The organism is Microvirga subterranea, assembly GCF_003350535.1.
Classification (GTDB): Bacteria; Pseudomonadota; Alphaproteobacteria; order Rhizobiales; family Beijerinckiaceae; genus Microvirga; species Microvirga subterranea.
Map to the genome: position 1 here is coordinate 1 of NZ_QQBB01000020.1, position 22087 is coordinate 22087.

The 22087-nt window shown below is 60.6% G+C and carries 25 protein-coding genes, 1 tRNA gene and 2 pseudogenes; 15 read left to right on the forward strand and 13 right to left on the reverse strand.

Annotation, left to right across the window (positions count from 1 at the left end; all coding sequences use genetic code 11):
• Positions 1–6 precede the first annotated feature (6 nt).
• A tRNA-Met gene (locus DES45_RS23810) sits at positions 7–83 on the forward strand.
• On the opposite strand, the gene DES45_RS23815 is transcribed toward DES45_RS23810, so the two are convergent.
• A protein-coding gene (locus DES45_RS23815) for an IS3 family transposase (protein ID WP_245571873.1) occupies positions 40–1244 on the reverse strand; the annotation gives its coding sequence in 2 pieces (ribosomal slippage) (positions 40–980 and positions 980–1244; 1206 coding nt in all). The genes DES45_RS23810 and DES45_RS23815 overlap by 44 nt on opposite strands.
• A gap of 186 nt (positions 1245–1430) precedes the next feature.
• Between DES45_RS23815 and DES45_RS26265 the strand changes: the two are divergent.
• Positions 1431–3188 (forward strand): annotated as a pseudogene (locus DES45_RS26265) (diguanylate cyclase domain-containing protein); the annotation flags it as partial.
• A gap of 328 nt (positions 3189–3516) precedes the next feature.
• Here the strand turns inward: DES45_RS26265 and DES45_RS23830 are convergent.
• The 7 genes and pseudogenes from DES45_RS23830 to hdhA form a co-directional block, all read right to left on the reverse strand.
• Complete coding sequence (locus DES45_RS23830; RefSeq protein ID WP_114773335.1) at positions 3517–5199, reverse strand: M20/M25/M40 family metallo-hydrolase; 1683 nt, start codon at positions 5197–5199, stop codon at positions 3517–3519.
• Positions 5200–5315: 116 nt separating this feature from the next.
• A pseudogene (locus DES45_RS26415) lies at positions 5316–5549 on the reverse strand (hypothetical protein); the annotation flags it as partial.
• Positions 5506–5778, reverse strand: coding sequence for a hypothetical protein (locus tag DES45_RS23840; protein ID WP_114773339.1), 273 nt, complete (start codon positions 5776–5778; stop codon positions 5506–5508). The gene DES45_RS23840 and the pseudogene DES45_RS26415, both read right to left, overlap by 44 nt.
• Positions 5778–5957, reverse strand: a complete 180-nt coding sequence (locus tag DES45_RS23845) for a helix-turn-helix domain-containing protein (RefSeq protein ID WP_147282497.1) — start codon at positions 5955–5957, stop codon at positions 5778–5780. The genes DES45_RS23840 and DES45_RS23845 overlap by 1 nt, the downstream gene beginning before the upstream one ends.
• Positions 5958–6073: 116 nt before the next feature.
• The gene (gene recA / locus DES45_RS23850; protein ID WP_114773343.1) at positions 6074–7114 is read right to left on the reverse strand and encodes a recombinase RecA; all 1041 of its coding nucleotides are present in this window, start codon (positions 7112–7114) and stop codon (positions 6074–6076) included.
• Between the two features lie 33 nt (positions 7115–7147).
• Positions 7148–7327: a hypothetical protein gene (locus tag DES45_RS24895; protein WP_147282498.1), complete on the reverse strand. Its 180-nt coding sequence runs from the start codon at positions 7325–7327 to the stop codon at positions 7148–7150.
• Positions 7327–8094, reverse strand: coding sequence for a 7-alpha-hydroxysteroid dehydrogenase (hdhA, locus tag DES45_RS23855; RefSeq protein ID WP_114773345.1), 768 nt, complete (start codon positions 8092–8094; stop codon positions 7327–7329). Before hdhA ends, DES45_RS24895 begins: the two co-directional genes overlap by 1 nt.
• A gap of 835 nt (positions 8095–8929) precedes the next feature.
• Between hdhA and DES45_RS23860 the strand changes: the two genes are divergently transcribed.
• From DES45_RS23860 to DES45_RS23895, 8 genes are all read left to right on the forward strand, one after another.
• The gene (locus DES45_RS23860) at positions 8930–9919 is read left to right on the forward strand and encodes a TRAP transporter substrate-binding protein (RefSeq protein ID WP_114773347.1); all 990 of its coding nucleotides are present in this window, start codon (positions 8930–8932) and stop codon (positions 9917–9919) included.
• Between the two features lie 41 nt (positions 9920–9960).
• Positions 9961–10431: a TRAP transporter small permease gene (locus DES45_RS23865; RefSeq protein ID WP_114773349.1), complete on the forward strand. Its 471-nt coding sequence runs from the start codon at positions 9961–9963 to the stop codon at positions 10429–10431.
• A gap of 1 nt (position 10432) precedes the next feature.
• Positions 10433–11713 carry a TRAP transporter large permease gene (locus tag DES45_RS23870; protein WP_114773351.1) on the forward strand — a complete coding sequence of 427 codons (1281 nt, stop codon included), beginning with the start codon at positions 10433–10435 and terminating at the stop codon, positions 11711–11713.
• A 36-nt stretch (positions 11714–11749) separates the two neighbouring features.
• Positions 11750–12640 carry a class II fructose-bisphosphate aldolase gene (locus DES45_RS23875; RefSeq protein WP_114773353.1) on the forward strand — a complete coding sequence of 297 codons (891 nt, stop codon included), beginning with the start codon at positions 11750–11752 and terminating at the stop codon, positions 12638–12640.
• A gap of 53 nt (positions 12641–12693) precedes the next feature.
• Positions 12694–13476, forward strand: coding sequence for a DeoR/GlpR family DNA-binding transcription regulator (locus DES45_RS23880; RefSeq protein WP_170151622.1), 783 nt, complete (start codon positions 12694–12696; stop codon positions 13474–13476).
• A 10-nt stretch (positions 13477–13486) separates the two neighbouring features.
• Positions 13487–14167 (forward strand): aspartate/glutamate racemase family protein, encoded by a 681-nt coding sequence (locus DES45_RS23885; protein ID WP_114773358.1) that lies wholly within the window; start codon positions 13487–13489, stop codon positions 14165–14167.
• 31 nt (positions 14168–14198) lie between these two features.
• Positions 14199–15101, forward strand: a complete 903-nt coding sequence (locus tag DES45_RS23890; protein WP_114773360.1) for a sugar kinase — start codon at positions 14199–14201, stop codon at positions 15099–15101.
• 71 nt (positions 15102–15172) lie between these two features.
• Positions 15173–15883, forward strand: coding sequence for an IS6 family transposase (locus DES45_RS23895; RefSeq protein WP_114773362.1), 711 nt, complete (start codon positions 15173–15175; stop codon positions 15881–15883).
• A 220-nt stretch (positions 15884–16103) separates the two neighbouring features.
• Here DES45_RS23895 and DES45_RS23900 read toward each other — a convergent pair whose 3' ends face one another.
• Positions 16104–16295 (reverse strand): hypothetical protein, encoded by a 192-nt coding sequence (locus tag DES45_RS23900; RefSeq protein WP_114773364.1) that lies wholly within the window; start codon positions 16293–16295, stop codon positions 16104–16106.
• Between the two features lie 121 nt (positions 16296–16416).
• Positions 16417–16554, reverse strand: coding sequence for a DUF2254 domain-containing protein (locus DES45_RS24900; RefSeq protein WP_147282499.1), 138 nt, complete (start codon positions 16552–16554; stop codon positions 16417–16419).
• A 451-nt stretch (positions 16555–17005) separates the two neighbouring features.
• Between DES45_RS24900 and DES45_RS23905 the strand changes: the two genes are divergently transcribed.
• The 3 genes from DES45_RS23905 (at position 17006) to DES45_RS23915 (ending at position 19056) form a co-directional block, all read left to right on the forward strand.
• Positions 17006–17590 (forward strand): hypothetical protein, encoded by a 585-nt coding sequence (locus DES45_RS23905; protein ID WP_114773366.1) that lies wholly within the window; start codon positions 17006–17008, stop codon positions 17588–17590.
• An 18-nt stretch (positions 17591–17608) separates the two neighbouring features.
• Positions 17609–18058, forward strand: a complete 450-nt coding sequence (locus DES45_RS23910) for a DUF421 domain-containing protein (RefSeq protein WP_114773368.1) — start codon at positions 17609–17611, stop codon at positions 18056–18058.
• Between the two features lie 533 nt (positions 18059–18591).
• Positions 18592–19056: a DUF6328 family protein gene (locus DES45_RS23915; protein WP_147282500.1), complete on the forward strand. Its 465-nt coding sequence runs from the start codon at positions 18592–18594 to the stop codon at positions 19054–19056.
• Positions 19057–19278: 222 nt separating this feature from the next.
• Here DES45_RS23915 and DES45_RS23920 read toward each other — a convergent pair whose 3' ends face one another.
• Positions 19279–19467, reverse strand: a complete 189-nt coding sequence (locus DES45_RS23920; protein ID WP_114773372.1) for a hypothetical protein — start codon at positions 19465–19467, stop codon at positions 19279–19281.
• Between the two features lie 476 nt (positions 19468–19943).
• Between DES45_RS23920 and DES45_RS23925 the strand changes: the two genes are divergently transcribed.
• Positions 19944–20792 carry a YsnF/AvaK domain-containing protein gene (locus DES45_RS23925; RefSeq protein ID WP_114773374.1) on the forward strand — a complete coding sequence of 283 codons (849 nt, stop codon included), beginning with the start codon at positions 19944–19946 and terminating at the stop codon, positions 20790–20792.
• Positions 20793–20848: 56 nt separating this feature from the next.
• On the opposite strand, the gene DES45_RS23930 is transcribed toward DES45_RS23925, so the two are convergent.
• On the reverse strand, positions 20849–21334 hold the full coding sequence (locus DES45_RS23930) for a YsnF/AvaK domain-containing protein (protein WP_114773376.1): 486 nt from the start codon (positions 21332–21334) through the stop codon (positions 20849–20851).
• Positions 21335–21489: 155 nt separating this feature from the next.
• Between DES45_RS23930 and DES45_RS23935 the strand changes: the two genes are divergently transcribed.
• Positions 21490–21783, forward strand: a complete 294-nt coding sequence (locus DES45_RS23935; protein WP_114773378.1) for a hypothetical protein — start codon at positions 21490–21492, stop codon at positions 21781–21783.
• A 45-nt stretch (positions 21784–21828) separates the two neighbouring features.
• Here DES45_RS23935 and DES45_RS23940 read toward each other — a convergent pair whose 3' ends face one another.
• Positions 21829–22074: a hypothetical protein gene (locus tag DES45_RS23940; protein ID WP_114773380.1), complete on the reverse strand. Its 246-nt coding sequence runs from the start codon at positions 22072–22074 to the stop codon at positions 21829–21831.
• Positions 22075–22087 lie beyond the last annotated feature (13 nt).

Genomic DNA, 22087 nt, shown 5'->3' on the forward strand with positions numbered 1-22087 from the left:
CCATGGCGCGGGGTGGAGCAGCCCGGTAGCTCGTCAGGCTCATAACCTGAAGGTCACAGGTTCAAATCCTGTCCCCGCAACCAACACACAAAAAAACCCCCGCAGACAGCCCTCCGCGAGGGCTTCGTCGTATCTGGAGCCCACCACGCGGACTTCGCGCGTCGGCACTGCATCTTCAGCGCCCGTTGAGTGCGGGCGCACCGTGTTGTAATGCCGGCGCCAGCTCTCGATGATCACCTTTGCCTCTTCTAAGGTGTAGAAGATCTCTCCTTTCAGCAGTTCGTCTCGAAGTTTCGAGTTGAAGCTCTCGCAATAGCCGTTCTCCCAGGGGCTGCCTGGCTCGATGTAAGCGGTTCTGGCGCCCACGGCCGTAATCCACTCGCGCACAGCTCTGGCCACGAATTCGCTGCCGTTGTCGGAACGAATATGGCCTGGGATGCCACGCAGGATGAACAGGTCTGAGAGCACATCAATCACATCGACGGCTTTCAGCTTCCGGTTCACCCGGATGGCCAGGCACTCGCGCGTGAATTCATCAATGATGTTGAGCATGCGGAGCTTGCGGCCATCATGCGTGTGATCCTCGACGAAGTCATACGACCAGACGTGGTTGGGATATTCCGGCCGCAGCCGGATGCAGGATCCGTCATTGAGCCAGAGCCGTCCTTTCTTCGGTTGCTTTTGCGGCACTTTGAGCCCCTCCCGTCGCCAGATCCGCTCGACCCGCTTCTTGTTCACGAGCCAGCCGGCGTCCCGCAGCAGGGCTGTGATGCGCCGGTAGCCATAACGGCCGTACTGGGTAGCCAGGGCGATGATGTCGGCGGTCAGGGCCGCTTCATCCTCCGGCTGCTGGGGGGTCTTGCGCTGAGTGGAGCGATGCTGGCCTAGCACCCGGCAGGCCAGCCGTTCCGAGACACCGTATTTGGCGATCACATGATCCACACAGACGCGACGGCGGGCGGGGCTTACCAGTTTCCCGAGGCCGCCTCCTTGAGGATCAGCTTCTCCAGGGTGAGATCGGAGACTGCCCGGCGCAACCGTGCATTCTCCATCTCGAGCTCCTTCAGGCGCTTGACCTGATCCGACTTCAGCCCACCGTACTCGGATCGCCAGCGATAGTACGTGACCTCCGTCACGCCAATCTGGCGAATGGCCTCTGCCACCGTCCTACCCTGTGCCGTCAACACGTCCACCTGCCGCAGTTTGGCGACGATCTCCTCAGCGGTGTGTCTCTTCTTGCCCATCTTCACTCCTCCTTCGGCTCAAAAGCCATACTTCAGGGAGGATCACTTTGCAGGAGGCAGACCAGGTGACGTTGCGCCTGAAGGCGATGAGGGCCTCAAGCTCGCGCATACGGGAAATTTCTTGTCTGGCCCGAGCGCTTACGAGCGAACCCGGCCCAACGGTACCGTGCTGGAAATCCGGACTGTATCGCTGCCGGAAGGTGGTGCCGTTCGCACATACACCGACATCACAGCCCGGCAGCGCGCGGAAAGGGAGCTTCGCGCCAGTGAAGAGCGGCTGCGGCTTGCCTTGCAAGCTGGGCGAATAGTCGCGTGGGAGCAGGACCTGACAACCAATTATGTCACACGCTCCCCAAACTCTCAGGACCTGCTTGGAGTCGGGTCGGGCCCGCTTTCGGAGTTTCTGGAGAGCATCCATCCCGAAGATAAGCCTCTGCGGGATCGGTTTATCGCGCAAGTCGATGACGAGGGTACTGGAACGATTGAGTTCCGATACCAGACACCTGCTGGCAAGACCCTTTGGCTGGCCTCTCGAGGCGAGAAGGCGGGTCCCAACCGCGTTGTTGGTGTGTCCTACGACATCACGGAGCGCAAGGAGGCCGAGCAGGATCTCTGGTGGCTTGCAAGCCATGATCCGCTCACGGGACTGCCGAACCGAAGCCTCCTCCAGCGCCGCCTGGAGAAGGCGCTTGCTGACGCTCAGCAAAATGGGGGCAGTGTCAGTCTTCTGCTGATCGATCTCGACAACTTTAAGGAATCAACGACTCGTTCGGACACGATGCAGGTGATGCCCTTCTGATGGAAGTGGCACATCGCCTGTCATCCGGAGCACGGGAGTGCGATACCGTGGCGCGGCTCAGTGGCGACGAGTTTGCTATTCTCCTGACATCGTCCAGGCTGCAACATGCGGCCACGCTTGCCGAAGGCATCACGAAGAAGATTGGCCTGCCATTCTCGTATGCCGGTCAGATGTTGATAACCAGGACCAGCATCGGAGTAGCCTCCTTCCCCGATCACGATGCCGCCCCCACAGAGTTGATGAAGGATGCTGACTTGGCTCTCTACCGGGCCAAGTACGGAGGACGGAACCGGGTCGTGACCTATTCGCCCAACATGCGAGACGAAACCGAGCGGCGCGTCGTATTGCGTCGAGAGATGCGAAAGGCGACCTCCCGCGATGAGATCGCTCCCTTCTATCACCCGAAGGTCAGTCTCGTGACGGGTGAGATCGTCGGCTTTGAGGCACTCGCGCGCTGGCAGCATCCGACCCAAGGTCTGCTCACTCCTGCCACCTTCGGCGCTGCCTTTGATGATCCTGAACTCGCAACTTCGGTTGGCAAGCGCCTAATTGGCAAGGTAGCCTCCGACATGCGCCGTTGGCTCAGCATGGGCCTGAGTATTGGTCGCGTGGCGATTAACCTCTCCCACGCAGAGTTCATCCAGCCTGACTTGGCGAGCGACATCCTGCGCATCTTGGACCTCGCCAAAGTGCCGACCACATACTTCGAGGTCGAGATCACCGAGAAGGTATTACTGGATATGCAGATGGAGGCGACCACCGCCGCTCTGGAGCAATTCCGTCAGCGAGGGGTTCAGATTGCGCTGGATGATTTCGGGACAGGTTATGCGTCTCTGACTCATCTCAAGCAGTTCCCGGTTGATCACATCAAGATCGACAGGAGCTTTGTCTGCGACATCGAGGAGGACTCCGACGACGAAGCCATCGTCACGGCTGTAGTCAGTCTTGGGCGCAGCCTTAACCTTCAGGTCACGGCAGAAGGAGTCGAGACCCTCGGGCAGGCGCAGCGGTTGCGACAGATGGGCTGCGGGAATGGGCAGGGATATCTCTATGCCAAACCGTTGCCAGGGGCAGACGTGCCCGAGTTTCTGACCAACTGGACTGCAAGGCTGATCCCAGCCAAGCGGCTGGTTGTGGTTGAAAGCTGAAATGGAGAGTGGATTACCGTTGCCTTGGCGCGACGAACCACTCTCGGCTCTACACGGAAATGAATCTTCAGCCGAAGAAGGGATTGCGTCGCAAATTGGGAAAGTAGACAAAGAACGGGCTGGCCTTTGGACGCACGTTTAGGCAGCGAACAATTCGAACTACTCTGGCAGCTCAATGACAATGACGTCGGTCATAATGAACAAGCTAGCCAGGAAAGCGGTGTCGATCTCGAACAAAGGCAAGGGTCCGCGATTGGCATCAAACATCGGGAATGTGGAACGCCTGAAAGCGCCTGAACTGAAACCACCGCTTAGATAGGAGACCTCAAAGGTGCAGCAGATCCGAGGGCTGTCCATCTGCCAGAAATCGCGACGCGACCGCTCGCAGTAATTTGGGAAGCTCGTCAAATGCATATGGCCCGTGCACCCTCTCATGGCGTTGATGAAATTCGCGGCCCCATGGCCCGATATTGACGACAGGAAACGACAGAGTGTCCCGGTGGACGGTATCAACGAGCGAGCTCGCGGGAGTATTTTCGGCAATGAACGAGAGATCGGCCTCGTCGGGCCGGTGCCCGAAGAAGCTCATGTCAGAGATGCCGGTGAAATACTCTCGATACTTGATTGGTGAACCGCCGGCGGCCTCGAACTCTAACCGCGCGCCTTCTACTGCATTCGCAAAGGCTTTGTGGCCGGCCGTACTTCCCAGATGGACAGGCGGATATAGAAGACTGCTGAGCCCCACCACCACCGCAGGACCGACAACACCGGCTTCGGTGACCATCGCGCTGACGATCGCCCGCGTCAGGGCCAGCGGATTATCGCAGTTCTGCATTTCGGCTTCCAGCGCGGCGATGCGCGCAAGCGCTGCATCTCCACCGCTTCGCCGCAGTCTCTCGCGCAGCTCACCAACTGTGATCACCTGCCCGTCGCCAACAGGTGCTGACTGCGGCGTTCCTAGTATCGTCGCGTAGGTTTCCGCGTGCTCGTTGAATCGGTTGATGGCGGTCTCCATCGCCTTTTCCACCGTTTGGGCGAAGAGTTCAAGTAAATCACGTGGGCCCAATTGGTGCGACAGCCAATTGAACGCGATCCAGACGCGCTCAGGGGTGGTCACCTCATAGCCGCCGCGCAGATCCTTACATTCAAGGCAGATCGGCGGCGGCGAAACCTCTCCGTCGGACCTGTCGCATAGAGCCGGGTTACCTTCGATCGCCCTCATAGCCTCTGACGCGATCAGTTGAGCGCTGATGCCCTCGAAAGGATAGCTGGCGTGGGAGGAGTGTCCGATGACGAGCCCGAACGGAAGTGCCTTGCCGATGGTGCCGCGGTAAATAGCGCGGCCCTCCTCGCCATCGCCTTGGTCGCTCGTCGCATCAAGGTTGATGCCCGCTGCGATTTCGAGGCCAAAGTCGGCCGCAATCAAGGGCAGCGTGTCACGAAGGCTTCGCATGCCCCGAGATCCACGCTCTTCGTCGGGAGTAGCAATGAGGACGAGGTTGCCCTGCCTGTCGGAATCCGCCGCAAAGGCCTCCAGCACGGCGATTCCGGCGGCAATTCCGCTCTTCATGTCGAGCAACCCCCTTCCGGGGAGAAAGTCGCCTGTGCGAAAATCGACCAGAGCGCGGTGCTCGACGGCATTGAGCGGGCGACTCTGGAGGTCAGCCAGCAAGGCGGGGAGCAGTTCATCCGGCTTGAAAGCCAAGGGTGCGAGATCGTGATAATTTTCCGCGGAGACGACGTCGTAATGACCAGCCATTGCAAGAGTGCGAGTGCCCGGTCCGCGAACCACTGCGATGACGCTCTTCGTCATAGGGTCCCCATGGCTGTCCACCAGTCGAACGTGGTTTGGATTGTCATGGAAGTAAGGGATCTCAAGCAACAGGCCTTTGAGCTTGGCGGCGAAGGCCGCTTCGCCCGGTGTTCCGGTCTCACTCGCCCATTCGACGAGCCTATACGAGATTTTCCGGACGCGTTTCCTCGGATCCCACTCTACGCCTGCTCTCACGTTCGGCTCCTTCCTCCTGAAATTAGGTCCTACGTTACCGAAGGTTTGACGCGGAAGGAAACGTCAGTTTCTTTTGACCTCCTCCCCTACCTGAAGGAGGGGGATTCCCAAGTCCCTCACGCCCTGCGGCGTGGTGGGTGAGCAGGTTGACGCTTCGTCGCCGCTGCCCGGCGCGGCAACGCCGCTCCAAGCCTGACGGTGGCTCCACGTCCCGATGCCACGTGTCCCGTGGCCGCGTTCCTGCGGGCTACGAGCAGAACCTCTCCTCGTGTTGCAATCACCTTGGCGCCATTGGCGTCGGTGGTCTCAGAATGACCGCATGTCGTGCACACGAACCTCGCCTGGCTCTGCCGGTTGTCGGGGCTGACAGGCCCGCAGGCGCTGCACTCCTGGCGCGAGGATGGCCCGGTTCAGCCCGGCCTTCTTCCGGACATTCGTGCGGGGGTTCTCGCCAAGACCTCTGACAGACGCCGTCATGTTGCGGATCCGAAGATCCTCATGTGCGATGTTCGGCGAGCGCCGGACGATGGCCGTCGTCGCCTTGTCCAGCAGGTTCTGGTAAGCTCGTCCGAGGTTCATCAGCGCCTGCTGCGACCCTGAGATGGCACCTCCGTCAGCCAGGCGGGTTTGGACCGCGCCTGCCATTCGGCGAGGCCCCAGTTGTCGATCCACCGCGCCGCGCCCGCCGTGTTGGAAAGTTCCCGCACCCGTGTCTGGTTCGGATACAGCTTGAACCGGGTGGAGCGAAGGACCTTCATCCCGCGATCGCGCGGACGGATCACGAACAAGCCACGCTTGCTACGCCTTCGGCCCTCTCCCTGAAGGAAGAGGTCTGGCAGCGTCGTTCTGACAAAGGTTTTGCTTCGGGGATATCTTATGCGGCATCCTCTGATGCACTCACGTCATCGTTGCCCTGCAACTCGGCGATCAGGAGACCTGCATTCTGGCGGATCTTGCCTTCGATCTCGGCCGCAATCTCAGGATTGTCCTTTAGGAAGGTCTTGGCATTCTCACGCCCCTGCCCGAGACGCTGGCTGTCATAGGAGAACCAAGCGCCGGACTTCTCGACGACGTTGGCCTTAACCCCAAGATCGATAAGTTCCCCCATCTTCGAGATGCCCTCACCGAACATGATGTCGAATTCGACCTGCTTGAAGGGCGGCGCAACCTTGTTCTTGACGACCTTGACCCGCACTTGGTTGCCGATCGGCTCGTCGCGATCCTTCAGAGTGGACGTGCGGCGGATGTCGAGGCGGACCGAGGCGTAGAACTTCAGCGCGTTGCCGCCCGTCGTGGTCTCCGGCGAGCCGTACATGACGCCGATCTTCATGCGGATCTGATTGATGAAGATCACCATCGTCTTGGTGCGGCTGATAGAACCGGTAAGCTTGCGTAGTGCTTGGCTCATCAGGCGGGCCTGGAGACCAGGACGGCTCTCGCCCATCTCTCCCTCGATCTCGGCCTTCGGGGTCAGGGCCGCCACCGAGTCGATGACTAGAATATCCACAGAGCTTGACCGCACGAGCGTATCGGCAATCTCGAGTGCCTGTTCGCCATTATCGGGCTGGGACACGAGGAGATCGTCCAGATTTACGCCTAGCTTGCGCGCGTAGACCGGATCTAGGGCATGTTCGGCGTCGATGAAGCCGCAGACTCCACCCTTCTTCTGGGCCTCGGCAATCGTTTGGAGCGCGAGCGTTGTCTTTCCGGACGATTCCGGTCCATAAACCTCAATGATCCTGCCGCGAGGCAGACCGCCGACGCCGAGAGCAATGTCGAGGCCCAGCGATCCGGTAGAGACCGTCTCCACTTCGACAACCTGATCGCCGCCGAGGCGCATAATGGCGCCCTTGCCAAAGGCTCGCTCAATTTGACTGACGGCAGTCTCAATCGCTTTTGTCTTATCCGTGATCATCCCGAATCCAGTGCTTAACAGACGAGCCTGACCCTAAGGATTTGTGTGGCGAAAGAAAGAACAAAAAGCGAACATATTGTCGCGATCCTTTCCTGTGGCGACAAGCTGAGCCATGCGGACAGGGTCACTCTCGGCTGCGCTCATCATTGTTTTGTCCATTGCGGCGGTAGGACCTGAAATCACCACCGCGGTGAGAAGGGGAATAAGGCGCATCAATCCATCTCCTGCACGCCTCCGCCCGAGACGGTCAGAATCTGCCCGCTGATCCAGCTTGCCGCCGGGCTGCACAAAAATAGCGCGGCATTCGCTATGTCCTGCGGCTCGCCCAGCCGGTTGATCGGGGTGTGGGCCAGCATGCGCACCTCGAGCTCGGGGGTCAACACGGCCTTCAGGGCGTCGGTGCGCGTGGCGCCGGGAGCAATCCCGTTCACGCGGATGCCCTTTGGGCCGAGATCGAAGGCGATGTTGCGTACCAGATGGCTGGTGGCTGCCTTTGAGGACGCATAGGCGGCCATGCGCTTGTTCCTGTTCTCGGCGGACATTGAGGTGATGGCGACGATCGAGCCGCCGCCAGCCCGCTCCATCTCTGGCGTGGCGAGCTGGGCCAGGCGGAACAGGGAGAAGACATTCAGATCGAAGGCGCGGCGGAAATCAGCCATGGGCATGTCGAAGGGCTTGGGCCCACCACCGCCGGCGTTGCTGACAAGTGTAGTCATCTTGCCGAAGTGCTCAACAGTCTGTCGCACCAGCGCCACAAGGTCGTCCTCCCTTGTCACGTCGCAGGTCATACCGGCCGCCTGTCCGCCCTGGCCCCAGATTTCTTGGACGACGGCCTCGGCCTTTACGGTCCTTAGGTCACTGACCATTACCGCGGCACCAGCAGCGGCGAAGGTTTTGGCGATGGCGCGGCCGATGCCCGCCCCCGCGCCAGTGATGACGGCTACCTGACCGTTGAGGCTGAAATCGGCAGGGTCATACATCTCGGCTCCTCCTCTGAGTGAATGTGGAAGCGGCGCACTCATGCGGGACGTGACCCTGCCGTAGCATGGCAGCGGCGCATGGCCCTTTCCGCGTTACAACATCGGCACGGGCACAGGGCACGGCAACCGCCACCTCCAATCCGCATGCCTGCGCCAGAGATGTTCGGATCCATGTCGCGGGGCATCCTCGACGGTGCCGTCATGTTCTACCAGAGTGTTCTCTCCTACGACCTCAAATAGCTCCTTAAGGCCGGCAAACTTGGGAGCGAAGTCGCCAATGCCTTTGCCGATGCGCTGGTCGCGAACCGCTAACATGCAGGAAAACCCCAAGCACGCAGATCTATCGACGGGCGATCAGGCCCGAGTCGGAGGACGCCATCAGGAGTTGGTACTCCGTACGCGCGTTCCGGGTGACACTGATTCTTAAGGAGACGGTCGTGCATCTGCTGGTTGAGTGATGCGCGCTACCCATCAGCAACCAATATGCTGGGCTGCCATCGCCAGACTTCGACACCTTTGTCCAGCACGTCTCCGGGTTGTGCTCCTCCTGTGGGAGGCTCCACATCGGCTACATCATCTGCCGACTAAAGTAACTTTATCACTCTGGTGTTTTGCTTTCCCACAAGAGGGAGCATTTCACCGTGCGCACTGAGTTTTGGGATCCGCTGCCCCAGCACCTGTTCGGGAGTATTCTCGCTTACCCCCACATGAATTCACACGCAAAAGGACCAGGCATTGTGGCTTCGCGTGAAGCAATGCGGTATTGTGTGGCATTCAATGTGATGTTAGCCTTCCCTATCGGTTCGAAGAAGCCGAAAAGGTGGAGGAAACCAACATGCTACGCCGTGCGGCCCTTGGGCTTCTGGGATGCCTATCCCTCACAGTTGTTGCGCCTGCGCTTTCGTTTGCCCAGGACAAGAAGGTGACTATCAGAATTGCGAGCGCCTTCGAGCAGACGACCGACATGATGCAGGCTGCCAAGCGCTTCGCCGATCTGGTGAAGGAGCGCAGTCAGGACAATATTGAGGTCAAACTCTTCGCTGGCGGGCAGATGGGCGGAGAGAAAGACATCGTCGAGGCTCTGAAGCTCGGCGAACTGGAAATGGGCGTTCTCGGCACCTACCCGATCGTCTCGCTTACGCCCAAGTATTCGTTTTTCGACGCTCCCTTCGTTTTCCGCGATAAGGAGCACGTTTACAAGGCATGGAGCGGCAAGCTCGGCGACGAAGTACGAGACAATTTCAAGAAAAATCACGGCATCCGCGCCATCGGCATGATGGGCCGCGGATACCGTCATATCACGTCCAATACGCCAATCAATTCGGTGGACGATCTCAAGGGGATGAAAATCCGAATGGGGCAGTCGAAGCCCTTCATCGATGCGTTTTCGGCTACTGGCGCTGTGGTTGTGCCGATAGCACTCCCAGAACTCTTCACCTCTCTTAAACTCGGCGTGGTCTCGGCCTCAGATGGCCCGTTCGACCAGATCGCTAGTTTCAAGCTCCAGGAAGCACAAAAATACATCGCTCTTACTGGCCACCTCTACGCGACATCCCTCTGGTTAATGAACGACCGTTTCTATGAGGGGCTCTCGGCAAAGCAAAAGGAGGTTGTCAACCAAGCTGCGAAGGAAGCGCTTGCCTATGGTGATGAGCTGGCAGCGGCCAGTGAGAAGGCTCTAGGAGAGAAGCTGCAACAGGCGGGAATGCAGTTCACCAAACCTGACTACGCAGCCTTCATGGCCAAGGCGAAACCAGCGGCCGACAAGCTATTCAGCGAACAGTGGTCGGTCACGACAGCCGACGAGATCGCGAACATTCGCTGAATAGGCGCTCCTAAGCCAAGGGACCGCAACGGGGAACAAGAATGCAAAGGTTCAACCGAAGCTTGGACATCCTTGCCGCACTGCTCTTCGCGGCGGCCCTTACTCTTGTAAACATTCAGATTGTCTGCCGGTTCATTCTCTCCATTTCGGTCCCCTGGACCGAAGAGGTGAGCCGATTGGTTTTCATTTGGCTTGCCTTCCTTGGAGCCGCCCTAGGGGCCCGCGAGGGCTCTCTGATCGTCATCGACACCCTGCCAGAAGTCGTCGGGCCGCGCTGGGATGCGGTGATGGGACCCATTGTTCGGCTAGTCAGTCTAGCCGTTATTGTATTTCTCTTCGTCGGCAGCATTCCGCTCGTGAACTCGGTCTGGCCGACCACGCTTTCAACTGTCGAATGGATCTCAAACGGGTGGGCGTATCTCGCTTTCACAACCAGCTATGGCTTGATGGCAATCTACGCTGCGACGCCTCTCGTCCGAGACATCACCCGCGTGATTGCCAGGATGCACTGAAATGGCTGGACCTTACGTTCTAATTCTTCTCGGGCTTTTCATTATCGCGGTTCCGGTGGCGTTTGCGCTCGGCGGTACCGCGATCCTCATCACAATCCTTGAGCGCGGATTTCCGTTCAATGCGGCCTTCATGGTGCAGAAGGCGGTAAGCGGAATCGACAACTTCATGCTCCTGTCGGTGCCGTTTTTCATCTATGCGGGCAAGGTGATGAATGTCGGCGGCATCACGACCCGGATCTATGATTTTGCCAAATCCCTTGTAGGCACCCTGCGGGGTGGCCTGGCGCAGGTGAACGTCGTCGCAAGTGTGATTTTCGCCGGGATGACAGGCACTGCCGTTTCCGAAGCTGCGGGACTCGGCACCGTTGTGATCAAGTCAATGCGTGAAGAGGGCTATGAGGAGGATTTCGCGGTTGCTGTGGTCGCTGCTTCATCTACTATCGGCCCGATCATTCCGCCCAGTGTGCCGCTGGTCATCTACGCCTTAATGGCCAATGTCTCGGTCGGAGGCATCTTGGTTGCCGGGCTGGTGCCGGGGCTTCTGATGGGTGCAGCGCTCATGGTTTGGATTGCTATGATCGCGCGCCGGAAAAACCTGCCGAGAGGACCTGAGTTCTCGGCGAAGCGCGTCTGGACCACATTTCGCCACGGATTTCTTCCCCTGTTGACACCGGCCCTCCTAATCGGCGGCATCATCTCGGGCGTCTTTACTCCTACGGAGGCGGCGGCAGTGGCAGCCCTCTATGCTACGTTCTTGTCCGTATTCATTTATCGCGCTGTTACCTGGCGCGGCCTCATCGAGATCGCCCGTTCCACTGTCGTGGACACCGGCGTGATAATGCTCGTTGTGTCCATGGCGATGATCTATGGCTATCTCGTCACCCGAGCTGGATTGACCGATGCGATGGTGATGTGGATGGCCAACATCTCGACAAATCCATTAATCATTGGCCTGATTATCATCGGTTTTCTGCTCATCGTCGGCTGTTTCCTAGAGGCAACTGCCGCCATAATCATCCTGACGCCTGTCCTCCTGCCAATTATGCAAACGTCCGGCTTGGATCCAATGCACATGGGCGTGATCATCGTGCTCACCATGATGATCGGGCTTCTGACGCCGCCCTTTGGAATGGTGCTGTTTGTGCTAAATCGCATTTCGGGCGTCCCGCTGTACAAGATCATCATAGCTGTTGCGCCGTTTATTATCCCGCTCCTAGTAGTCACAATTCTCCTGCTTTTCGTTCCGAGACTGGTGCTCTTTCTCCCAGAACTGGTCATGTGAGCATCTCCCCAGGTATGCCAAACAAGGAAATTTATAATGACGGCATCTCTTCTCCGCCTTGCTCCTGCCCTTGCAGCAGCCGAGCAGGGAGGCTACGCACTCGGTTCATTTGCACCACGTTATACGAGCATGATTGAACCGATCCTGCGGGCGGGAGAGAAAACGCGCTCCCCTCTGATCGTTCAGATCTCTCAGCGCGAGTTCGAGCGCTACGGGACCACGCCTCATTATTTCGGGGAGGCATTTTTCAAAGCCTATGATGCTGTGAAGCCGACTGTTCCGGTTGTTCTTCACCTTGACCACACGTTCGACATTCGAGTCATCAGGGAAGCAATCGACGCTGGCTTTACATCGGTCATGATTGACCAGTCCGCGAAGCCGCTCGAGGAGAATATCGCCGTCAGCGCTGACGTCGTCCGCTTGGCTCATGCGCGCAATGTGTCCGTAGAAGCTGAACTCGGGAAGATCGGAACCACTGACTTCGTCGAGACGGATGAGGATGAAGAACACTTCACCGATCCTAACGAAGCACGGCGTTTCGTTGCAGAAACTGGCGTTGACGCACTGGCAGTTGCTGTTGGCACCGCACACGGCCACTACACCACACGAAAGCCGCGCGTCGATCTCGCTCGCCTTCAGGCGATCCGGGAATTAACAGGCGTCCATCTCGTCCTTCATGGCGGATCGGGCGTGCCTGCCTCAATGATTCATGACGCAATTCGGCTTCCAGGAGGCGGCATCAGCAAGGTCAACATTGCCACTGACCTGGAACACGCCATGCTTACGTCTCTTGGGCGAACAGAGCGCCTCACGGACGTTGCCTGTCGGGCGCTGCCGCCTGAGCAGATGCGCACTGCTCAAGATGCCGTTGAGCGAACTGTTGTTGAGAAGATCGAAACTTTCCTTCTAAGTGCGGGCAAGGCTTGATTTCGGGATGGGCCCTGATACGTCGCAATACGATGTTGCCTAAGAGGAGCGAAATGCTTAGCGCCGAGCGTAATCAGCAACTGCGCCGATTGCTTTTCGAGCAAGGAAGCCTTCGCGTTTCGGAACAAGCCCGGCGTTTCGGCGTATCCGAGGAGACCATCCGCCGGGACATTAAGCGCCTTTCGGCGGAAGGACTGGTCGATCCGGTCTTCGGCGGCGCTGTCTTGAAAGCTTCACCCAGCCTGCATCATCTCAAGATCCCGCCAGTGAGTGAACGACACTTGGTAGAGGAGCAGGCGAAGGACGCAATCGGCGCCGCCGCCGCTCACCTCGTGCAACCGGGTCAGGCAGTGATCATCGACGCCGGAACCACCACCCTTTCGCTGGCCCGTCATCTCTGCGAACATCCTAACCTGACGATCGTGACCAACAGCATTCCCGTGGCACAGCGCTGCGCCGATCTTTCAAGTGCCACGACTTACGTCGTAGGAGGCAGACTTGTTCCTGGCTCCCTGAGCACGATCGGTCCAGATGCCGAGCACGAATTGGCCCAGATCAGCGCCGATTGGGCATTCATCGGAGCTGCCGCTGTCGATATAGACAGTGGGTTCACCAGCGCCGACCCTTACGAGGCTCAGGTGAAGCGCGCTATGATAAAGGCGGCCCGGAAGACGGTCATTCTGGTTGATCACTCAAAATTTGGTAGCCGCCGCTTTGCTAGCTTCGCCCGAGCTGAGGACATTGACTACCTAGTTTCGACTGAACAATGCCCAAAGGACGCTCAGGCCTGGCTGCAAGCAGCCGGGGTCACGTTAACTCTCTGCCCTGTAACTTGAGGTCCTATCTATGAGCAACGCTCGCAAGATCGGCGTTATCCATACTTCGCGTGCGACCATTGATGTGTTCGGGCAACTTATCAAGGAGCGCGAGCCGAACGCGACTGTGATCAACCTGCTTGATGATTCCATACTTCCGGAACTCCGCGAGAATGGGGGCGATCTTGACGCCGTCGAGCCGCGGTGGCGCACTTATGCACGGATCATGTCGGAGCAGAGCGTCGACCTTATCCTTAACGCCTGTTCCTCCATCGGCGATCTCTGCGCTCGTGCCCAGGGTGACATTGCACAACCGATTGTGCGGGTCGATGCGGGAATGGCCAGGGATGCCGTCTCCCGTGGGTCTCGAATTGGTGTTCTGGCGACCTTATCCACAACGCTCAAGCCGACTGGCGATCTTCTCCGCAGGACAGCGCAGGAGCAGGCCCGCACCATCGTGCTTGACGAAGTCCTAGTCGAGGGTGCCTACGCGGCTTTGCTTCAAGGAGATCAAACCCGTCATAATGCCCTCATTGCGTGCGCCCTCGACGCAGCTACGCGATCTAACGACCTTGTCGTGCTTGCTCAAGCATCTATGGCGCGAGTTCTGCCACAGATTGGAAAAAGCCAACAGGCAAGAGTTCTGACAAGCCCCCCCTACGCTGTCGATGAAGTGGTTAGGCAACTCGAACAGCTAGGCGTTCAGCCATAACGCTTGGCGCTTGCAGGTAAGGTGAGGAGCGATGAAGCGTGTAATCGCTGTTGGCCTCGCGGTGATGGACAAGATTTTCGGCGTAGCCGACCTCCCAAGGGAAGCCACCAAAGTCTTTGCCAACTCCTATCGCGAGATCGGCGGAGGCCCTGCTGCAACAGCAGCCGTTGCAGTCAGCCGTCTCGGCGGTCAGGCGGGCCTTTGGGCACGAGTTGGAGAGGATGCCGTCGGCCGCCGGATCATTGAGGAACTGCTTGAATGGGGTGTTGCTCCTTGCGTACGGTCTGTTCCAGGCGCACTCTCCAACGTCTCCGGGGTGCTGGTCGACTCGATGGGAGAACGCCTGATCATCTCGTACACGGACCCAGGGCTGGATGCTGACCCTTCCTGGCTTCCTCTTGAGGATCTTGCCACCGCTGATGCGGTGCTGGTCGATGTTCGATGGCCCCAAGCCAGCGCAGCTGTGCTGAAGCACGCTCGGCACCTCGGTGTTCCCACCGTACTAGACGCTGATCTGGCGCCGGATGATGTCGTGCAGCAACTTGTTCCGCTTGCGGATTTTGCTGTCTTCTCCAAGCCTGCGTTGTTCCAGATGTCGGGTGTAAACGACCTGCAGGAGGCGCTCTTACGGATATCCCACCAAACGCCCGGCCATGTCGGAGTGACGATTGGTCAGAACGGCTTCGCCTGGCTTGAGGGCAGTACACTGCAGAGGGAACCCGGTTTTCGAGTCACCGTGGTTGATACTCTTGGCGCAGGAGACGTTTTCCATGGGGCCTTTGCGCTAGCGCTAGCCGAAGGTAACAACATCCGGAAGGCGGCCCAGTTCGCCAACGGAGCTTCCGCTCTCAAATGTACGCGGCCCGGTGGGCGGGCAGGAATTCCGGTTCGTGAAGAAGTCGAGCGGCTTTTGATAACTGAAGGTGCGGTTTGACGCGAACACGGCAGTCAAACCGGCACCGTCAAATTAAGCAGGGGGTGACCGGATCGGGACATACGTGAGGGATGAAACCGCCTCGCCACGCTCGCTATGCCCGTCACCGGTTCCCCGCCGAAGTGATCAGTTATGCCGTGTGGCTGTACTTCCGCTTTCCGCTCAGTCCCCGGATGGTGGAGGAGATGTTGGCGGCCCGCGGCATCCTGGTCAGCCATGAGACGGTGCGGCAGTGGGCACTGAAGTTCGGTCAGAGCTTTGCCAACCAGATCCGCCGGCGCCTTCCGGCACCCGGAGACAAATGGCACCTCGATGAGGTGGTGATCAGAATCGCGGGCCAGAAGCATTGGCTGTGGCGCGCCGTGGACCAGCACGGGGTCGTGCTCGACATCCTGGTCCAGAGCCGCCGCAACGCCAAAGCGGCCGAGCGCCTGCTGCGTAAGCTGCTCAAGAAGCAGGGTGCGGCGTCTCGGGCGATGATCACGGACAAGCTGGCCAGTTATGCCGCTGCGAAAAGGGTTGTCATGCCAGGTGTTGAGCATCGACAGCATCGAAGCTTGAACAATCGTGCCGAGAATAGCCATCAGCCGACCCGACGACGGGAGCGCATCATGAAGCGCTTCAAGTCAGCCGGGCAGGCTCAGCGCTTCCTCTCGATCCATGATCAGGTTGCCAATCTCTTCCGCCGCCCTGCCAACACCAACGCCGCTGATCATCGCCGTGCCCGTGCGTGGGCCTTTCAGGTCTGGACTGACGTGACTTGCGTCGCGAGTGCCGCCTGATCCAGACCTGTACCTGGGATAGATGTCTCCTTCTCCGACAACTTGACAGTGCCGGCTGGGGTGTTCCCCGCGGGACGGAGACGCACCCGCTAAACCCCAATCACCTTTCTTTCGAACGAAGGGCTCAAGCAGCCGAGCCTGTCTGCATCTGCTGCCTCGCCAGTTCGAGGCCCTGCTCGGCCGTCATGGCCGGCACGGCGGTCAGCTCGAAGACGTCGTCTCAGTCGCCCATCGCCCGCATGATCGAGGCGACATTGTCGGCCTCGGCGATGGTGATCAGCTTCGGCTCGTCCGTCAGAAGCCAGTATTCCGCGGTGACCCGGACGTCCGCCGGGTACTGCAAGTTGACGCGGCGAGCGATCCGCTCCCGGGCGGTGCCGGCTTTGGCCTTGCCCATAATCACGAACAGCATAGACGCCTCTCTATTGGCGGCGCCGCCTCCTGGCGGACTCAAGGCCGCCGAGGCTAGCAATTCTACACCTTTCTGACCGGGAGGTCGCGTCGAAGGAGGTGGAGCACAGACAGGCATGGCTTCAGCGAGATGGCAGGCTTATCGACTGCTCGACGGAGATGGTGAGCGCCACCAATCCGACGGCGCCGGCCGCCATGAGGCTAGGGACGAACCAGAAGCTCGTCCGCAAGAACTCCCAGAGGGTTGGCAGGCGTTCCATGGTCACCTCTTGGCACCGGAACAGTGCTCGACAGAACGTCTTCGCCGGCCGCTTCGTTTCCAAAAGGCCGGCTTTGGGACCTCATCGGGATGGGAAAGATCGGCTCCATCGATCAGTCGGGTGCCCAGGAAGTGCGCCGCCGTGGATGGGGCGGATTGCGGCCAAAGGCCAATCCGTTCCCGTCGGAGTTGAATTCCGGGAGCCGGGCCCCAGGTCTCATGGGATCATGATTGGTCCATTGTCGCAGAAGCGCTACCTGACCCGCGCCGGGAGCCTGCAAACGGGCTCGTAACCCGGCTGGGGAGGCGTGCCTCATAGGCCCTCCCAGCCGGGCGGAACTGCTCTCCCCCACACCGTGATCGATCCAGTGCCTGCCCGCAGGCCGCGGCGCCTTGCCATTCTTGGCCGGTCTTGCCGCTCGGCCTCCACGCGGCAGGCCATGTGAGGTCAGATGGACGACATACGACATGATGATCTGGCCATCACGGCCAGCGACAACCCGCGTGCAAACGCCCCCGACAGCAGCCCGAAGCCGCAGAAGGCACGCTCTATCGAGGTTGACGAGGACATGGCTTGGCAGCGATGGACATGGGCGATCCAGAGGCTAGGCTGGCTCGTCATGGGTGGCCTTGTCCTGACCGCGCTGACCGGGGTCTTCGGATACGGCCCGGTGAGCTGGCAGCAGGCGAGCGACCCGGCGGGCCTGCTCCGGGTGGAGTACGAGCGCTTCGAGCGTCAATTGTCCGAGCACACCCTTAAGGTCGACATTGCGCCGGGCGCGACAACCGGAGGCGACGTGGCCCTGCGCCTGAACGGGGAGTTCCTCGACGCCGCCGAGGTGAGGGAGATCGTGCCCGAACCACGAGAGACCAGGAGCCTGGGTTCTGACGTCGAGTACGTCTTCCCGGTGACGCAGTCCGGTCGGCCGGCCACGATCCGCTTCGTGCTGAAGCTACGGGCAGCCGGCGCTATCGAAGCCGAGGTCGGTCTGAGTGGCCGCGAGCCGGCCCGCTTCACCCAGTTCGTCTACCCTTAAGCCCGCGGAGCCACAATCATGGATTCGGTGCTCAGAGCCGCCTTCATCTATTTCTTCCTGCTGATCGTGTTCCGCATCGCAGGACGTCGCACGCTGTCCGAGATGACGACCTTCGACTTCGTCCTGCTGCTGATCATCGGCGAGGCGACCGAGCCGGTGCTGCTCGGCGACGATCCCTCGATCACCCACGCCGCCCTTGTGATCATCACGCTGCTGTTCCTCAACATTGTCATGTCGCTGACCAAGGAGCGCTTCAAGTTCATGGAGAAGCTCATGGACGGCGTGCCGACGATCATCGTCGAGCATGGCCGCCTCATGCAGGAGCGCATGAACAGGGCCCGCGTGAGCCGGGACGACGTGATGGAGGCCGCGCGCCGCATGCACGGCATCGAGCGGCTGGAGCAGATCAAGTACGCCATCGTCGAGGTCAGCGGCGGCATCACCATCGTGCCCCAGGCGAATGGGTAGGCCCGGTATGAGACCGATGTACAGGATCATCTATCGCCCGCTGCCACGGGCGTTGCGGCGGCCTCGGGCAACCGCGGAGGACGTCAGGAAGGCCGTGCGATGGCATGCCGGCCTCGCGATCATTGTGGCCATCGGTGCGGTGGCGCTATGTGGATTTTACCGCTGACGGAGGTGGCCCGATCCTGTCAGCCGCCGCGACCCGCCCGACGGTTACGTCCTGACGCTTGTTCGCCTGTCGCTGGAGGCGCGAGTGGGGTCACGCCACATCTCGTAGGGATTGGCCCCCGGAATGTCCAGCACCGCCTTCTCGCTTGGCGTGAGGTGCCGGACGGCCCGTACGGCAGATCCCTCAACCGGATTATGGGTTCATTCAATGCGTCGCCACCCGATCCCTGCAACACGCCCGTCGAATCTACTGCCCCTACCCGCGTGACTCCGAGTTCCGAGGCAAGTCCTTCCACGAGGAGCCATCGCTCCCAATCCGGCATGAGGCTCCATTCCGGGTCGCTCAGGTGAGCTTGCGGGAGGCAACAGTGGAAGGTCGGTCGTGGGCCGATCTTCTCATGTGGGAGCGCACGGCGGATCCTTGCCTCGTCGAGCCAAGCGAGGAGCGGCAGGAGATCGAGCGTCCTGTCCCAGATCGGGTTCGCCGTCAGCTCGGCTTGGTCTGCATTGCCGTGACGATGATCCTGCTGATGATGTCCGCTCCGCTGCACCGGCTTGCCGGGGACGGCGAGAACACCGAACGCTTCGACAGGATCGGCACTGCGCTCGTGCTGGCCTCGCTCTTGCCGTTGTCGCTGGGCCTGGCCGGCGACCTCTACGTCGCCCTGGAAAAGACGCTTCGCGAGCCGTCGCTGGCCTGGACCGGGGCCGGTGTTTTCGTGGCCGCGGTGATGCTCCTGTGGTTTGTGGTCCCCCTCCTGTCCCGGAACCGAAAGCCCCGACCGGCGCCGTCAGCGGGTCCCGGAGGAGGGCGAACGGACAGCGTCTTTTAGAGCTTCTTACCGGAGTTTACTGGCCTGAGCTGACAGGCGCTCCGAACGTTTATGCCTTTTGTCAGAAAGGCGGCCTGTTGATCTACTCTCGCGCGGCCCGGGGATTCCCATCGGGCTTCACCTCGCCGTCATCTGACCCCTGGAAAAGAACATCTGCCCACTTGGTAGAGAGCAACTTGGTAGAGAGTAGCTGCCCCTGACTGCAAAGGCCGGAGCGCTCCCTCAAAGGCGCTCCGATGTTCGCCGCGCAGTAGCCTCTTTACCGGTTTCCTGCCGTATGCGCTCTGCGTCCCGGATCTCCTGCCGCAGGCGGTAGCCGCCAAGTCCGATGAGACTGAGCAGGAAGGACAGGAATCCGAGGGAGATCCAGTCCAGGAGTGACAGGGTCGTTGACTGGAGGTCGGCCGTCATGGTTCCTCCGGGCAGCGCTCAATGGCGTATTCGACGGATGGGTTTTCGGAAGGGCGGACAGACAGGAAGGCAGGGGGTAGCAGTACATCCGTGCTCACCCCCGCCGGGCGTTCCTCGCTGAACCAAATGGTGTGCGGCTGCTATGGCCAGCCGTTGCTTGCCTCAGGATCTAAGCCCCAGTTCGCGAAGGCGACAGTCGGACCTTCCCTAGGGTCTTTTCCGGACTCACACGGCCAAGCCCTGCCCGCATGGACCACCTGCACTGAGGAACGCGGCTACGATGCCCCACCCGATGCCGGGAACCGGGATGGGTGCGCCACATTGGTAAGTGCAATGGCCGGGCCAAAAGCCCGTTCTGCCGCCTTTCCGGTCGGTTGGCGCGTCGAGGACCAGAACGAACCTGCGGCCGCGCGTTCCCGGCTTGTCTGGGCATCACGGTTCCAGCTCAAAGACGAAACCTTCAGGAGAGATATGCGATGACCAAAACCGTTACGTGCCTCTACCAGGACCAGGACAAAGCCGCCGTGATCGTCAGCCGCCTGGAGCAGGCCGGCATCTCGCGCAGTGACATCGACGTCTACACGGATGTCTCCGGCGACCTGATCGACGATCTGGATGACGCGGGCGTGCCGCGATCCGATGCCCATGCGTATGCCGAGGGCGTGCGCCGGGGCGGCTCGCTCGTCGCCGTGGAATGCGACGAGGAGGAGGTCGACCGGGTGATCGGCATTCTCGATGGCGAGGGACTCCTCGACCTCGACGAGCAGCAGACAGCTTGGCGCTCGGAAGGATGGCAGGGCTATGACGCCTCGACCTCCGGCGGCACGTCCCGACTTGGCACGGCGGCGGCAGGGACAACCGGCGGCCTCACCGAAACGTCCGGCACGACCTATGCCGGCAGCGACAGGACCGACATGTCGGATCGCGATGAGGTCATTCCGGTGGTCGAAGAGGAGCTTCATGTCGGCAAGCGCGATGTGGGCGGCGGGCGCGTGCGCATCCACTCCCGTGTGGTGGAACGCCCCGTGCAGGAGCAGGTGAGCCTGCGCGAGGAGCGCGTCCACGTGGAGCGCCGTCCGGTCGACCGCCCCTTGGGTGATGCGGACGAGGCCTTCCGCGACCGCACGATCGAGGCCGAGGAGCGCCGCGAGGAGGCCGTGGTCTCCAAGGAAGCTCGCGTCACCGAAGAAGTGGTGGTGCGCAAGGAAGCCGAGCATCGCACCGAGACCGTGTCAGACACCGTGCGCAGGACCGAGGTCGACGTCGAGGACGAGCGCAATATCCAGGGCACCGGCACCACGGGCTCAACCGACCGCAAGGTCTGATCGCAATCCCGAGGCCCGGCCAGACTCCGGGCCTCGGTTCCTGAACCTGCCGGGGACTAGGTTGGCGGACCCTCGGGAGCCGGATCTTCAGGATCGGTACGCTCGACGATGGCGCGCTGCTTGCGCAGGGTGATCGGCACCTCAACGGCCTCCTGTTCGACGCGGCGCCGGATGTGCAGTTCCTGCTTGAGCACGAGGCGCTTCTCGACCACGAGCACCTCCTCCAGCACCGGCACGATCGTCACATCGCCTTCCGTCCTGATCTCGGGTGCGGTTTCGACCACCCTGCCGACGGGTACGCGTGTGACCTCCACCGTCTCGTGCTGCACGTCCGCTTGCGCCAGCTCCTCGATGGTATCGGTAACGGTGCGGACCCGAACTCGCCCGGTCACCACCTCCCGCTTGCCGACAACGGCGCTCTCCTCAACGAGCGGGATGACCTCCTCGGACATGCTGCGGGGGGCGCTTCGCATCGCCTCCTCGAGCACGGGAACGCCCTCGTCGTTAGGTGGAGTGGTGGGGGTTCGGGTAGGGCCTGCCATGAGAACTCTCGCGTGAACATGGACCAACGGGGGCTCCCGACGGGAGTTCCTCGCTATCGGCAGTCCCCCCGGCAATGCAGCGCACAAGCCCCCATCGGAACGGAGGCTGCGGGTCAACGTTGATCCCTGTCACGCTGCGTTGGAGGAGAGCCCTAATGCACAAGAGTCTCTACATTCCGGTGTTCATGACGCTCGTCTGGGTGAGCGACGCCCTCGCCCAGGCCACACCGCCCGCAGGAGGCGGAGCGCCAGCCGCTCCCGCGCCCAATGGCGGTGGCATGTCGTGGCTGTGGATCATCATTGCTCTGCTGATCGTCGCCGCGATCGTCTGGTACTTCATGCGCGGGCGGTCACGCACCACGACGGTCGGCACGACCGGCACCTCGGCATCCTCGTCCACGACACCTGACAGCCGACCCCGCGTGTACGACGACAACACCCGCAAATAGGCTGCGTCTTCTCCGAACGAAGGGCCGTGCCCGAGGCAACACGGGTCACGGCTGGCCTGCCGCATCAGTGGCTGCTGGAACCTGAGGCTCCGGGCCGCCGGACAGATGATCCGGCTTAGTCTCGACAGGCGTCCGCATGGTCCGGTACTGCCAGGCTTCTTTCAGATCCTGCCGCAGCCCCGGTCTCGGCTTCGGGAGAGTACTCCAGATCAGCAGCGTGCAGGCCTTGCTCACCCCAAGGACGATCGCTACGCCATAAAGGAAGATCACAGGCGAAAAGCTCTCGTCCACTGCACGTTCTCCC